The organism is Embleya scabrispora DSM 41855, from assembly GCF_000372745.1.
In the GTDB taxonomy this organism is placed as follows: domain Bacteria; phylum Actinomycetota; class Actinomycetes; order Streptomycetales; family Streptomycetaceae; genus Embleya; species Embleya scabrispora.
In genome coordinates, this window is record NZ_KB889651.1 from 36,661 (window position 1) to 50,707 (window position 14,047).

The following is a 14,047-nucleotide window of genomic DNA, read 5'->3' on the forward strand; positions in this document are numbered from 1 at the left end:
GTCAGCCCGCGAAGTCGGCGATCGGCCGCACCACGATCGCGCCGCTGCCGCGCGCGCCGGGACAGCGGGCGGCCCAGTCCAGCGCGACATCGAGGTCCGGTACGTCGATCACGTAGAAGCCGCCGAGCACCTCGCGAGTCTCGGCGAACGGCCCGTCCGTCACGGTCCGATCACCCGTGGGATCGACCCGGACGGTGGTCGCGGTGACCAGGTCCGCGAGCGACTCGCCGGACACGAAGATGCCCGCGTCCTTGACCTCCTTGTCGTACGCCATCCAGTCCTCGACGGTGCATTCGGCGGCTCCGCCGTCCGCGTCGACCGCCCCGCTGTGGATCAACAACATGTACTTCATGGTCAGACTCCTGCTCTGTCCTGTCGTTTCCTCGTGCGGCGAGTCGCCGTACACCATGACGACGAACGAACAGCGGCCGAATCGACAGGCCGGGCAAAAACTTTTCCCGGGCCGCGACCACTCGACACGGCACGTCGGCGGTTTCGTATCGCGAGCGCCGCGAGCCCCCGACGCATCACCAGCCCATCCCGAACGAACATGCGGATGTTCAATCGCACACAAGCATGTTAGAAATGGCGCATGGACGTCGCCGCCCGCCTGGACCTGACCCTTCGCCTCGTGCAGGGCTCCGAGCGCATCCCGGTCTCGGAACTCGCCCGGCGTCTCGGCGTCTCGGAGATGACCGTGCGCCGGGACCTGGACACGCTGGAGGGCCAGGGTCTGGTGCGCCGGGTGCACGGCGCCGCGATCGCCGCCCGCGCCCGCGAGGACGGAGCCGGGTTCGCCGCGCGCGAGCCGTGGCAGGCCGCGACGAAGGACCGACTGGGCGCGGCCGTGGCGGGCCTGGTCGAACCGGGCTCGCGGGTGCTGCTGGACGCGGGCACCACCACGGTGCACGTCGCGGACCACCTGGCCGCGCGGGCTCCGCTGACCGTCGCGGTGCTCAGCCTCCAGGCCGCGGTACGGCTCGCCGACCGACCCGGGATCGAACTGCTCGTCGTCGGCGGACGCTCCCGTCCCGGCGAGCACTCCCTGGTCGGCCCGCTGGCCCTGGCCACCCTGGAGTCGTTGGCCTTCGACTGTTTCGTGATGTCCATCGGCGGCGTGCACGCCGAGCACGGCTGGTCGGAATTCGATCTGGACGACGCGGCCGTCAAGCAGGTCGGACTCGCCCGCGCCACCCGCACGATCGTGGTCGCGGACGCCACCAAGCTGGGCGTCCGCGCCTTCGGTCGGGTCGCCGAGCTGGGTGCGGCGGACGACTTCGTCACCGACCACGCCGCCGCCGACCCGGCGACCCACCCGAACGGGCCGCGCACGTTGGCGGCCCTGCACAAGGCCGGCGTGCACACCGTCCTGGGCTGACCGGCCCGACCCACACGATGCCGGACCGCCCGCCCATCGATCCGAGGAGCCACCGTCATGACCACCGTCCGCCCCACCTCCCATGTCCCGCTCGCCCGATGACCGAGGGCATCGACATCCCCGACCGCCGCGGTCGCACCGGCCTGGACCGGTACGGCCGCGACCTGACCGGCAATCCCGGGGTGCGGATCCGCGACGTCGAGGTGCTGTCCTGCGACTGGTACGTACTGCGCAAGACCACCTTCGACTACCGGCACGCCGACGGACATTGGAGTCGCGAGCAGCGGGAGAACTACGACCGGGGCGACGGGGCGACGATCCTGCTCTACGACACCGATCGCCGAACGGTGCTGCTCACCCGCCAGTTCCGCCTGCCCGCCTACGTCAACGGCCACCCCGACGGACTGCTCGTGGAAACGGCCGCCGGGCTGCTGGACGGCGACAGCCCGGAGGAGGCGATCCGACGGGAGGCGGCCGAGGAGACCGGGCACCGGGTCGGCTGTCCCGAGCACGTCTTCGACGTCTACATGAGCCCTGGCTCGGTCACCGAGCGCCTGCACTTCTTCGCGGCTCCCTACGGCCCGTGGAGCGCCGCCGGCGAAGGCGGTGGCATAGCCGCCGAGGGCGAGGACATCAGCACCCTGGAACTGCCCTTCGACGAGGCGCTCGCGATGATCCGGGACGGCTCCATCGCCGACGCGAAGACCATCATGCTGCTCCAGTGGGCGGCCCTGGACGGCCCGTTCCGCCCGGCGGCCGACCGGAACTGACCGATTTCGCGGGGCGGTTGCCCACCGTCCACGGCCCGCCGGGCACGGCTCCCGCCGCCCGTGGTCCGCCGGATCGGTTCGCCGAGGCGATCCGGCGAACCGCGCCCGGGCCCGCCGTTCCGCCCTACCGACCGAGCAACGCGTCGGCGAGGGCGACCTGTTCGGGCTCCAGGGTGCTCTTGCCGTCCTCGATGTCCCACAACGCGTTCTGCAATACCCGTCCCAGCGTCCATCCGACGGCCCGCTGCCGGTCCAGGCCCAGCACCTCGGTCAGCAGGTCGAAGCGGCGCAGCACCGCGCGGGTCACGTCACCCGAGGCCACCACGGCCTCCCACCGACTGTCCAGCGCCGGCCACAGCTCGAACCCCGGGTCGCCGGCGAGTGGTTCGGGGTCGATGACCAGCCACGGCTCGCGGTCGGCGGCCAGGACGTTGTCGTAATGCAGGTCCCAGTGCAGCAGTCGGTCGCCGGGCTCGTCGATCAACTCGGCGACGGCGCTCGCGCAGGTGCGCACCAGGCGCCGTTCGGCGGGGTCGCGCAGGGCCGGCAGCGCGCGCGGCACCTCGTCGAGCATGGCCGCGGCGACTCCCGCCAAGTGCCGCAGCCCCCGCGGTGCCGGGACCGCGACCAGGCGCGCCATCAGCTCGGCAAGCGTGCGCATGGCGACGTCGTCGTCGGACACCGAGGACAGGGGTCGGGTCGCGTCGAGCCGTTCCAGCAACATCGCGCCGGTGTCCGGGTCGTGGTCGAGCAGGTGCACGACGCCGTCGCCGTTCCAGGCCCGCAGGCCCGATACGACGCCGGCGTTGTCCTCGGTGGGCTGCTGGAGCTTCAGGACCGCCGGTGTGCCGTCCGCACGGGTCACCGGCAGCACGAGTGCGGCCATGCCGTGCCCGGCGAGGCCGTCCGGGCGCAGCGTCCAGTGGTCCAGCAGGTCCGCGGCCAGTCCCGGCAGCGCGTCGAGCCAGGCGCGGGCGGATGCGCCCCGGCGGCCGTAGGACTCGGCGAACGCGGCGGGGACGTGGACGGAAATCGACGTGCTCACAGGGGTTCTCCTTCGTGGATGCCGGCTTTCACACGGGTACGAAGGAGGCGACGGCGGTGCCCGGCTGCCGGGCGGGCGTCAAGACATGGCGCGACCCCACGGATCGGTCCGGATCGACGGCGGTGGTCAGGCCACGTCCCGCAACAGGCGCCCGGCGTACACATCGCTCACGTGGCCCCGGAGGTGTGCCCAGACCGCGACGGAGCACGGGAACTCGCCGTCGCGGTAAGCGATGAACACGGTCTCCTCGCGTCGGAACAACCCGTGCTCCGCGTCCTGCGGCTCGGGCCAGTCGCGGACCACGGCCGCGGCGTGCTCGGCGTCGGCGCAGCGCAGTGGCACCACCGCGAGTTGCGCGTATTCGCGGGGCACGGTGTGTGCGATGACCTGGACGTCACTCATGTGCCGACCGAAGGCGCGCAGGTGATCGCCGCGCTCCCAGGGGCGGTTCGAGGCCCAGGTACCGCACGAGCAGCTCGCGCGCGTGGCGACGAAACCGAGTGCGGCGTGGTCGCCGGGGTAGGTGGTGAACTCGATCCGGTGCCGGTCGAGGCGAACCAGCGGGTCCTGGGTGTAGTTCGGCATGCTCATGAGGGTTCCCCCGAAGTGTTGTCGCGTGGTATGGCACGAGCGTAGGCAAGCGCACCGACAACGGCGACCGGATTTCCGCGCCGCCCCGACTGTGACTGGTCGCGACAGATGACATCTGGTCGCGGCAATTGACACCGACGGCTCGTTGCCGTGACCGCCGCGATGAGCCGAAGCACGATAGTTGTCACGTAGGCAGGCTTGTTGTCACTTCGCGTCGGAGCCTTGATCTGTCGGAGGAGTGGTCCTGGCAACGCCGGTGCAGGCCGGCACTGCGGTGGCGGTGGCGTTGAGGAAGAGCATGAACGTCCATGACGAATCTGTCGCGACGATCCGGCCGATGCGGAGGAGTTCTTCTTCTGCCTCCAGGAGGCGGTCGACGGTGGCGGCGAGGGCCAGTGTCGGCCGGCCGCGCTTTCGGGTGTGCCGGAGCCGTGTCCGGTAGGTGTGCGGCGAGGCCGTCGCGCGCGAGCGTCTGTGACAACCAGCCTGCCTCCCAGGTGACAACCAGGCTGCTTCGGCCCGGCCCTTCCGCCGGCCTGGACGGCTCCGCCGGTGACAACTATCGAGCCTTGGCACACGCGAAGTCTCATCGGAGTCGGCGTTTCTCATCGATGTCTGCCGTGACCGATGAGTTTTGCGCGGATCCGTGGTCGATACGGCTGGATACACCGACGGCGATGGGCCCGTGCCGGGAACGTGCCGGCGCGGGAGGAAGCACAGGGAGGCAGTGATGAGCGTCGACGACTCCGACCGGGGACACACGATCCGGACGGGCGGGCAGGGGACGCGGGTGGGCGGTCCCAGGGTGTTGGTGGCGGGGGCGAGCATCGCGGGACCCGCGCTGGCCCACTGGCTGCGCCGGCGGGGGGCCGAGGTGACCGTGGTGGAGCGGGCTCCCGAGCTGCGTCCCGGCGGGCAGGCGGTGGACGCGCGCGGGGTCGCCAGGGAGGTCATCGGGCGCATGGGGTTGGCCGCGCCGGTGCGCGCGGCGTGCACCGACACCGCGGGCGCGCACACCGTGGACGCGGACGGGCAGGTGCTGGAGACCTTCCGCGCCGACGGTGGCGACGGGTTCATCGCGGACATCGAGATCCTGCGCGGAGACCTGTCCCGGGTGCTCTACGACGACACCCGCGACGGCGTCGAGTACGTCTTCGGCGACCGAATCGCCCAGCTCACCCAGGACGCGGACGGGGTCGACGTGGTCTTCGCGGGCGGCAACCGGCGGCGCTTCGACCTGGTGGTCGGGGCGGACGGGCTGCACTCGGAGCTGCGAGCGATGGTCTTCGGGCCGCATGACCGGTTTCTCCGCCACCTCGGGCACGTGCTGGCCTTCTACAGTGTGCCCAACGAGTTCGGGCTGGACCGATGGCTGCTGGAGTACCAGGATCGGGAGTCCGGGCGCTCCGCCCTCCTGCGGCCCATCCAGGACGCCACCCGGGCGATGGCCATGTTCTACCTCCCCTCGGCCGACTTCGACGTCGACCACCGTGACGTCGCGGCCCAGAAGGTCCTGCTGCGGGAGCGGATGGCGGGCCTGGGCTGGTTGACCCCGGACATCCTCGCGCACCTGGACGACACCCCGGACTTCTACCTCGACCAGGTCGCCCAGGTGGTGATGGACCGCTGGTCGAGTGGACGGGTCGGGTTGCTCGGGGACGCGGCGTTCAGCTCGTCGCCGATGTCCGGACAGGGCACCGGGCTGGCCCTGGTCGGTGCCTACCTGCTGGCCGGAGAGCTGGCCGCTGCCGGATGGGACCCCGACGCGGGGTTCGCCCGCTACGAGGCGCGGATGCGCTCGTTCGTCGAGGCCAACCAGGAGATCGGCCGGTTGAACGCCCGCAGCCGCGACGTTCCCGGGCCGGACGCCGAGCCGGGCCCCGATTTCGCCGGCGAATGGTTCACCGAGCTGGTCGGGCACGCGATCAACGGCGTCGAGCTGCCCGACTACGCGGGGGTGCCGGACTCCGCAGCCCCGGCCGGATCGGCGATCAACTGGTCGGCCAAGCCGTAGGTGTCACATGGCGCGTCGAGAGGGACCACGCTTCGGTGGGACAGCGCCGGACGACCTCCGCTCATGCCGCATGGTGCGCGTTGGAGCACCCGTTCGGCGGCCGGGCCACGTTCCGATGAGGCGTGTCGGCTCGGACTGACAAGATCGATGAGAGCGGACACACGAGGCCGTCGACCGGCCGGTCGTCGCCCGCGCGAGCCGCGCCGGCGGGTGGTTCAGCGGGCGGCGGGGCCGGCTCCTCCGACGCGGTTCGCCAGGCCGTCCAGGATGAGGGCCAGCCCCGCCTCGAACGCCGACTCGTGATCGATCGGCGGGAGGACGGGATGGTCCGCATCGGCACCGGGGCCGGCGTCCGCCTGTTCCTCCAGAACGCACCCGACCGTGAAGCGACCGGCAGCCAGCATCGCCATCTGGGCATCCCGCTCGGGCACGCCGGACGCACACAGAAAGGCCATTTTGTGGGCGATTCGGCCCAGGTCTGCCGCTCCGGGGTTACTTCCGGCGTGGAGGCGCGCACCGTCGCGACGCATCAGCAGGGTGCGGCGGAAGCCGCGCGTGTTCTCCAGGAACCACTCCCGCCAGTCGTCGGCGGGCTCCGGTAGCGGTGCCGTCGCATGGGGCGTCATGGCCGCCTCGGCCATGGCGCCGAGCAGCTCCTTCTTGTTCCGGAAGTGGTAGTAGAGCGACGGCTGCTCGACGCCCAGTCGCTTCGCGAGCCGCCTTGTACTGACAGCGTCCAGACCGACCTCGTCCAGTAGGTCCAGCGCCTCGCCGACGACGGTCTCACGGTTCATCTTCACGTTGACAACCTATCGGTGATAGGTGACGCTGTAAATCCACCTATCACCGATAGAAAGTGGGTGCTGCCATGACACGCGCAGCCGGAATTCCGTCCTTGAGGGTCCTCATCTGCGGCGGCGGGATCGCGGGCGAGGCCGCGGCCTACTGGCTCGCCCGAGGCGGTCACCGGGTGACCGTCGTCGAACGTTTCCCGGCACTGCGGGCCACGGGCGCCCAAGTCGACCTTCGAGGCCAGGGCATCGACGCGGTACGGCGCATGGGTCTGCTCGACGTCGTCGGGAGCAAGCTCGTGGACGAAGCCGGCGTCGCCCTGGTGAACGCTCGCGGCAAGGCGAGGGCGACGATCATGGCCAACACCTCCGGCCGAGGCCGGCAGACCCTGACCTCCGAGTACGAGATCATGCGCGGTGACCTGGTGCGCGTGCTCCACGACGCGACGAAGGAGGACGTGGAGCACGTCTTCGGCGTGAGCGTGGACCGTTTCGAGCAGGACGAGAAGCGAGTGGTCGCCCACTTCTCGAACGGCACTTCCGGCGAGTTCGATCTCCTGGTCGGCGCGGACGGGCAGGGATCACGCCTCCGGCGGGCCATCCTGCCGCCCGGTACTGCGGATCCCTACCGGCGAGTGGGCATCCACATGGCCTACTGGTTCATCCCACGCATCGCGACGGACACCAACATCCGGGACACCTACCACGCCCCCGGCCGGATGATCATGCGCAGGAGTCACAACCCGGCCGAGACTCAGGTCTACTTCATACTGCGGGAGGAGTCCGAGGAAGCCTCAGCCGTCCACCGAGAGCCGATCGAGCGCCGGAAGAAGTTCTGGTCCGACAGGTTCCGCGACGCGGGATGGCAGACCGAGCGCTTCCTCGAAGGCATGCGGACGGCCGACGACTTCTACTCCCAGGAGGTCGTGCAGGTGTGCACGGACACCTGGTCGAAGGGGCGGGTGGTCCTGGTCGGGGACGCCGCACACTGCGCTTCACCCTTCAGCGGCATGGGGGTCTCCGGCGGCTTGGTCGGCGCCTACGTCCTGGCCGGCGAGATCAACCGGCATCCGCACGATCTGCCCAGGGCCCTGGCGGACTACGACACCACGTTGCGGCCCTTCGTCGACGAGATCCAGGCCACGGTCAAGCCGCGTCTTTTGCGACTGGCCATGCCCGGAAGCAGGTGGGCCATCGACGCCTTTCACTCCGCCGCCGCGGTGGCCTGCTTCCTGCGCCTCCCGGAACTCGTCGCGCGCCACGCGAAGGAGGACCGAGGCGGCGACTGGCGACTCCCGGAATATCCGGATCTCGACAACGGGTAGGCGCCCACGTCGTCGGCGCCGCCGATGCGGTTCGAGAAGTCGCGCCGGGCCCCTTCCGGCACGACGTCGCCCCGACCCGGCCCGTCCCGCCGCCGTCACCCCGGCACGGCGGTCCACGTCACCGCGCGATGGCCCCGGCACGCCGCCTCCAGCGCGACCCGCCACTGGTGCTCGGCCCGCTCCTCCTCGCCCAGCGCGCCGCGCAGTTCCAGACTGGCCAGCCCGTGCACCAGGGCGCTCAGGTGGGTGGCGGTGTCGTACGGGTCGGTCGGCGCGAACCGGCCGCAGGCCACGCAGCGGGCGACCGCCCGCACCAGGGTGTCGAAGGTGCCCTGGATCCGGGCCAGATCCGCCTCGCTCGGGAGGAAGTCGGCGATCGGCCGGCCGAACATCAGGTCGTAGCGATGCGGGTTCGCGCGCGCCGCGGCCCGGTAGGCGTAGCCCAGCGCGAGCAGGTCGGCCTCCGGGTCGCCGTCGACCGGCACGTCGGCGAACCGCTCCTCCAGGGCCGCGAATCCGTCCAGGAACATCGCCCGCAGCAACCCGGCCTTGTCCTGGAAGAGGTTGTACACGGCGGTCGTCGAGGTGCCCACCTCGTGGGCGACCCGTCGAGTGCTCAACGCCTGCGGACCCTCCTGCGCAAGCAACCGCCCGGCTGCCTCCAGCAACTCCCGGCGGAGTTCATCCCAATCGCGCGTGCGTGGCCGTCCCATGTTGACAACAGTATCGCAACGCTGTTTCATAACGCCGTATCCAAAATCACCCTCCCCGGGTCGGGACACGCGTCACAGGGAGGACCACCACGGGGAGTCCTCATGTCCACCGGATCCGATCTGCACGTGGTTCTCGGCGCCGGCGGCGCGGTCGGCGGCGCCGTCGTCGACGAACTCGTCGCGCGTGGCCGGCGGGTGCGCGCGGTCAACCGCAACGGCGTCCCGACCGCGCCCGACGGCGTCGAGGTCCATCGGGGCGACGTCACCACGGCCGACGGGGCCGCCGCGGCCTGTGCCGGCGGCGCCGTCGTCTACCACTGCGCGGCTCCGGCCTACACCCGGTGGGCGAGCGAGTTCCCGCCGATGACCGACGCGATCCGCCGGGGCGCGGCGGCGGCCGGCGCCAAGCTGGTGTTCGCGGACAACCTGTACATGTACGGGCCGGTGAGCGCGCCGATGACCGAGGACATGCCCTACGCGGCCGGCTTTCCCAAAGGCCGGGTGCGAGCCGGGATGGCCCGCTCGCTGCTGGCCGCGCACGAGGCCGGCGAGTTGCGGGTGGCGCTCGGCCGGGCGTCCGACTACTACGGCCCCCGCGGGGTGAACAGCACTGTCGGGGAGACCGTTTTCGGCGCGGCGGTCCAGGGCAAGGTCGCCCGCTGGGTGGGGCCGTTGGACCAGCCGCACTCGTTCAGCTACCTGCCCGACTTCGCCAAGGGGCTCGTGGTGCTCGGCGAGGACGCCCGCGCGGACGGGCACGCGTGGCACATCCCCACCGCCGAGCCGGTGACCGGACGACAGTTCCTGGACATGCTCTTCGCGGAATTGGGCTCCCCGGGCAGGTCCGCCGCGGTGGGCCGGACCCTGCAACGCGTGCTCGGCCTGGTGAACCCGACCGTGCGCGCCCTGGGCGAGACCTGGTACCAGCGCGACCGCCCCTTCGTGGTCGACGCCGGCCGGTTCACCGAAACCTTCGGCCCACTCCCCGCGACCTCACACGCCGAGGCGATCGCCGCCACCGTCGCCTGGTTCCGGGGCGCGCGCGCCTGAACCGACCGTGCCCGGCCGCCTTCCCCGACCGCGACACCGACGGGCCCGGGCGGGCCCGCCGGGTGTGCACTCCCGCGCCGGTCCCGCCCCGCGCGAAGACGGGCGCGGGTCGGCATCGCGGACGGGTCCGGCAGCCCTACCGGCTGCCCGTCAGATGCGCGAAGACCACGACATTCGCGGCGTATCCGGTGTGCTTGTCGTATCGACCACCACAGGTGATCACCCGCAATTCCGCGGCCCTGGTCGCCCCGTAGACCACGTCGTCGGGAAAGGCGTCCTTCGGATAGGACCGGACCGCGTCGATCGTGAAGACCGCCGTGCGGCGGTCCCGCCGCTTCACCTCGATCCGGTCACCCGACCGCAGCAGGCCCAGTTTGAAGAACACGGCCGGGCCCGAGCGGGTGTCCGCGTGACCGACCGTGATCGCGTTTCCGCGCGCGCCGGGGGCGACGCCGTCGCGATACCAACCGACCAGGTTCTTGTTGCCCACCGGCGGCGTGGCCAGCCGCCGGTCCGGGCCGGTGCCGAGGGCGCTCATCGGCGCGTCGACACCGATCGCCGGGATCCTGATCCGAGTCGGCGCCGACGCCGTCAGCGGCGCGGCGTCCACCCGGTGCGATGCGTCGTTGGGGGTCCGGACGTGGGCCGACGCCTCGGCCCCGACGGGAGCCGGCGGCCGCTCGACCGCGCCGTCTCCGGAACCGTGCTGGACCAGCCACAGCCCGACGGCCACCGCCAACGCGGTCGCCCCGGCCGCGAACGGGCCGCGGCCACGCGTGCGCTGAGCCGGCGCGGGCTCAGCTCGTCCCATCGCCCGCGGCACGACGACGCCGAGCGAGGTGGAAGCCGAAGCCGCCGAGCGCCACGCCCACGACCAGCACGCCGGCCGTCACCTCTCCCGCGTCGACGTGCGAACCGCCGCCACCGGCGTTGACGCTGCCCATCGGCTGCCCGGACCTGGCACCACGGGTGGTGCCACCGGTGACCGTACCGGCGGGGCAATCGACGTTGAAGACCTTCTGCTTGCCGGCCCCCTGCTCACCCGCGAAGGTCCACACCAGCTTGTACTGCCCGTTGGGCAACGACAGGTTCGGGGTGCGACCGGTCCCGCCCACGAGGGGGATGGTCCCGCCCAGCGCGGCCCCGTCACTGGTCGCCGGCTGCGCGGCGATCGTATAGGTGAGCGACTGGAGCATGTCGAAGTCGAGCGCGGTCAGGTTGAACAGGCACACCTTGGGATCGTTGCTCCGGTCCGTCGGCGACGCGGTGCTCACGTGCACCTTCACATCGCCGTGGTCCCCCGGCGTCGTCGGCAGCGCGTGCGCCATACCGGTACCGGCGAGCGTGGCGGCACCCAGCGCGATCGCCGCGACGGTCAGCCGCCGGGATCGGTTGGACGGACTGTGGCACGGGGATGGCATCACGATGGGCACTCCACGGAGAGGACGAATGACGGCGATCACATCACCTGAAGATGCGATATTGCGACGGTGCCTCCCACGTCCGTCGCCACGATGGCGACACACACCGCCCCACCTCGGATTCACCCGCATGTCGCAATACGTGGCAAAAACAGCCGTCCTGCCCACGGCGACCGGGCCGGATGACATCTCGAACGGCCCGATATGGTGATATGCCGGATCCGCTGGTGAATCCACCGGTTTGACATCGGGTCCGGGCAGGCGTAATCCGAGACATATGTGCGCGCAAGCAGCGGAGCGGCCGCCCCGCCGCACGGTACGAAGACGCCCGGTACCCGGACGTGGGTGGCGCCCATGACCGGCGTGGCGCCCCGGCCCGGTGCCGGGCCCGGTCCACTTCGTGCGGTACGAAGCGAGGCCGACGTCGACCAGGAACGCGACGCGATCCTGGCCGACTGTTCCGCGTGCCTGGACAGCGCCGTACGCGGCACCGGGGCCTACGCCGGGGTGGTCTACCTGCGCTCACCCGATCGGCGCTCGCTGGTCCTGGCCAAGGTGGCCGGATTGGCCCTGTCCCTGCTCGGGCCGTGGAGCCGGGTCCCGGTGACCGGCGCGCTGCCCGCACCGGAGGCATACCGCACCGGCCGCACCGTCTTCCTCGCCGACGACGGCGACACCATGCGGCGCTTCCCGCAGTTGGCCCTGGGCATGCCCTACGCCTACGCGTCCGCCTCGGCACCGGTTCGCTCGGGCAGCGAGACGTTCGGCGTGGTGTGTGTGATGTGGCCCGCTTCCCCCGGACGCGGCCTGCCCCCCTCGCGGCGGCGCAGCCTGCGCGCGGCGACCCAGCGCCTGGGCAACGCGCTCGGCGCACGGCTCGCTCGCGGCACGCCCGTGGACTACGACGGCCCGCCCACGGTGACCCTGCTGCCCGCGAACACGTTCCCGCTGATCCGAGTGGGCCTGTTCGACTGGAACGTGGCCACCGGCGACTTCGACGCGGACGAGGAATTGTGCGAGCTGTTCGGAGTCGACCCGGCCGGGTTCGATCGCCGCGCGACGACCCTGGCCGCCCGGGTGCTCTCCGGCGGCGGGCAGGAGTTCCGCGACGCCGCGCGGCAGGCGGTGGCGACCGGCCGGGTGCTCGCCTGGCGGCTCCAGGTGGCCGGGCCCGACGGGGCCGGCCAGCCGCTGGAGGTGTGGGGCCGGGTTCCCCATGAGGATTCCGGCGACCGGTCGCGGCACCTGGTGGGCGCGGTGCTGGACCTGGGCGCCGGGGCCGCCGCCGCAGAGGCGGTGGAGCGGCTGCGCGACGGCGTCTTCTCGCTCGACCCGGGAGGGCGGATCACCTACGCCAGCCGCAACCTGGCGGACCTGCTCGGCGTGCGGCTGGAGGACGTGCTGGGCCGGACCCCCTGGGAGGCTCTGCCGTGGCTGGCCGACCCGTCCTACGAGGACCGCTACCGGGCGGCGATGCTCTCCCAGCAGCCGGGCTCGTTCCTGGCCCGCACCCCGCGCGACCGCTGGCTGGCGTTCTCGCTCTACCCCGACCCGTACGGGCTGACCGGCAAGGTGGTCCCGGTGGGCCCGCCGCCCGGCGCCGGCGCTCACCCGGCCGAAACCGACCCCGTCCGCACCGAGGCCGAACCACCCCGGCTCGGGGCGATCTACCACGTGCTCCAGATGGCCGGCGCGCTCACCGAGGCCGTGTCGGTCGGCGAGGTGTGCGAGGTGGTCGCCGACCAGATCCTGCCCGCGTTCGGCGGCCGGGAGTTGGCGATCTACGTCGTCCGGGACAAACGCTTCTTCCTTGCCCTGCAGACCGGTTACCCCGAGGGATTCCTGGACCGGTTCGAGGGCGTCCCGCTGGATGCCTCGCTGCCCGGCGTCGAGGCGCTCACCCACGGCGTGCCGATCTTCTTCGAATCGGCCGAGGAGCTGGCCACGGCGTACCCGGGCATCGCGCTCGACGAGATGTCCGCGTGGGCGTTTTTGCCGCTGATCGCCTCGGACCGGTCGGTGGGCAGCTGCATCCTCGGCTTCGACCGGAACCACGTGTTCACCCCCGAGGAGCGCTCGGTGCTCACCGCGCTCAGCGGCCTGATCGCCCAGGCGCTGGAACGGGCCCGGCTCTACGACACGGAATTCGCCCTCGCCCGCGGCCTACAGCACGCGCTGCTCCCGCACCGACTGCCGAAAATGCCCGATCTGGAGGTGGTGGCCCGCTATCTGCCGGGCACCCAGGGCATGGAGATCGGCGGCGACTGGTACGACGTGATCGACACCGGGCGCGGGGTCGGCCTGGTGATCGGCGACGTCGAGGGGCACAGCGTGGCCGCCGCCGGCACCATGGGCCAACTGCGGAGCGCCGTGCGGGCATTCGCCACCGGTGGACAGCGCCCCGACGAGGTGGTGCGGTGCACCAACCGGCTGCTCGCCGACCTGGATCCGGGCCTGTTCGCCAGTTGCTGCTACATCGAACTGGACCCGGCCACCGGCACGGCCGCGGCGGTTCGCGCGGGCCACCCGCCACCACTGCTGCGCGGTCCGGACGGGCGGACCGCGGTGCTGGACGTGGCCGGCGGCACCCTGCTCGGGGTCGACCCGGCAGCCGAATACCCGGTGACCCGTTTGGCCCTGGAGGCGGGCTCGGTCCTGGCCCTGTACACCGACGGCCTCGTCGAGGAGGTCGGCGCCGACCTGGACCGGGGCATCGACCGGATGCGCGCGTCGTTGTCGCAGGCCCCCGACGCGAGCCTGGCCGAGCTCGCCGATCGGATGTTGCTCGACGCGGGCCGATTGACCGAGCGGGCCGACGACGTGGCCGTACTGCTGACCCGGCGGCCGGTTGCCGGTGCCGCTCCGCCGAAGACCCCCGGACCGGCGCCGGGCGCGGAGCCATCGGCCGATCTGCGCTGAGCGGCAAACGCGCGACCATGGAATGAGGAG

13 protein-coding genes are annotated in these 14,047 nt (G+C 71.8%); 6 read left to right on the top strand and 7 right to left on the bottom strand.

What is annotated here, in order from left to right:
* Position 1: 1 nt before the first annotated feature.
* A complete protein-coding gene (locus tag A3IC_RS0115615; protein WP_026218300.1) occupies positions 2 to 352 on the bottom strand; it encodes a YciI family protein in 351 nt (116 codons plus the stop codon).
* A 240-nt stretch (positions 353 to 592) separates the two neighbouring features.
* Here A3IC_RS0115615 and A3IC_RS0115620 point away from each other — a divergent pair, with 240 nt between their 5' ends.
* Together A3IC_RS0115620 and A3IC_RS0115625 are read left to right on the top strand one after the other, a co-directional pair.
* On the top strand, positions 593 to 1,378 hold the full coding sequence (locus A3IC_RS0115620) for a DeoR/GlpR family DNA-binding transcription regulator (RefSeq protein ID WP_020550980.1): 786 nt from the start codon (positions 593 to 595) through the stop codon (positions 1,376 to 1,378).
* Positions 1,379 to 1,476: 98 nt separating this feature from the next.
* Positions 1,477 to 2,148, top strand: a complete 672-nt coding sequence (locus A3IC_RS0115625) for an NUDIX domain-containing protein (RefSeq protein WP_020550981.1) — start codon at positions 1,477 to 1,479, stop codon at positions 2,146 to 2,148.
* Positions 2,149 to 2,272: 124 nt separating this feature from the next.
* Here the strand turns inward: A3IC_RS0115625 and A3IC_RS0115630 are convergent, their stop codons facing one another.
* Both A3IC_RS0115630 and A3IC_RS0115635 read right to left on the bottom strand, forming a co-directional pair.
* On the bottom strand, positions 2,273 to 3,193 hold the full coding sequence (locus A3IC_RS0115630) for an aminoglycoside phosphotransferase family protein (protein WP_020550982.1): 921 nt from the start codon (positions 3,191 to 3,193) through the stop codon (positions 2,273 to 2,275).
* Between the two features lie 126 nt (positions 3,194 to 3,319).
* Positions 3,320 to 3,784: a hypothetical protein gene (locus A3IC_RS0115635; protein WP_026218301.1), complete on the bottom strand. Its 465-nt coding sequence runs from the start codon at positions 3,782 to 3,784 to the stop codon at positions 3,320 to 3,322.
* Between the two features lie 730 nt (positions 3,785 to 4,514).
* Between A3IC_RS0115635 and A3IC_RS0115640 the strand changes: the two genes are divergently transcribed.
* On the top strand, positions 4,515 to 5,798 hold the full coding sequence (locus A3IC_RS0115640; RefSeq protein WP_020550984.1) for an FAD-dependent monooxygenase: 1,284 nt from the start codon (positions 4,515 to 4,517) through the stop codon (positions 5,796 to 5,798).
* Positions 5,799 to 6,013: 215 nt separating this feature from the next.
* Here A3IC_RS0115640 and A3IC_RS0115645 read toward each other — a convergent pair whose 3' ends face one another.
* Entirely contained in the window at positions 6,014 to 6,592 is a 579-nt protein-coding gene (locus A3IC_RS0115645; protein WP_040876702.1) for a TetR/AcrR family transcriptional regulator C-terminal domain-containing protein, read from the bottom strand.
* A 74-nt stretch (positions 6,593 to 6,666) separates the two neighbouring features.
* Between A3IC_RS0115645 and A3IC_RS0115650 the strand changes: the two genes are divergently transcribed.
* The gene (locus A3IC_RS0115650) at positions 6,667 to 7,914 is read left to right on the top strand and encodes an FAD-dependent oxidoreductase (protein WP_020550986.1); all 1,248 of its coding nucleotides are present in this window, start codon (positions 6,667 to 6,669) and stop codon (positions 7,912 to 7,914) included.
* Positions 7,915 to 8,009: 95 nt separating this feature from the next.
* On the opposite strand, the gene A3IC_RS54695 is transcribed toward A3IC_RS0115650, so the two are convergent.
* A complete protein-coding gene (locus A3IC_RS54695; protein ID WP_158695964.1) occupies positions 8,010 to 8,627 on the bottom strand; it encodes a TetR/AcrR family transcriptional regulator in 618 nt (205 codons plus the stop codon).
* Between the two features lie 102 nt (positions 8,628 to 8,729).
* Between A3IC_RS54695 and A3IC_RS0115660 the strand changes: the two genes are divergently transcribed.
* A complete protein-coding gene (locus A3IC_RS0115660) occupies positions 8,730 to 9,677 on the top strand; it encodes an NAD-dependent epimerase/dehydratase family protein (protein ID WP_020550988.1) in 948 nt (315 codons plus the stop codon).
* A 136-nt stretch (positions 9,678 to 9,813) separates the two neighbouring features.
* On the opposite strand, the gene A3IC_RS0115665 is transcribed toward A3IC_RS0115660, so the two are convergent.
* Both A3IC_RS0115665 and A3IC_RS54700 read right to left on the bottom strand, forming a co-directional pair.
* The gene (locus A3IC_RS0115665) at positions 9,814 to 10,488 is read right to left on the bottom strand and encodes a class F sortase (RefSeq protein WP_052173510.1); all 675 of its coding nucleotides are present in this window, start codon (positions 10,486 to 10,488) and stop codon (positions 9,814 to 9,816) included.
* Complete coding sequence (locus A3IC_RS54700) at positions 10,475 to 11,101, bottom strand: hypothetical protein (protein ID WP_158695965.1); 627 nt, start codon at positions 11,099 to 11,101, stop codon at positions 10,475 to 10,477. Before A3IC_RS54700 ends, A3IC_RS0115665 begins: the two co-directional genes overlap by 14 nt.
* A 351-nt stretch (positions 11,102 to 11,452) precedes the next feature.
* On the opposite strand from A3IC_RS54700, the gene A3IC_RS0115675 reads away from it, so the two are divergent.
* Entirely contained in the window at positions 11,453 to 14,017 is a 2,565-nt protein-coding gene (locus A3IC_RS0115675) for a SpoIIE family protein phosphatase (RefSeq protein ID WP_020550991.1), read from the top strand.
* Positions 14,018 to 14,047: the final 30 nt, after the last annotated feature.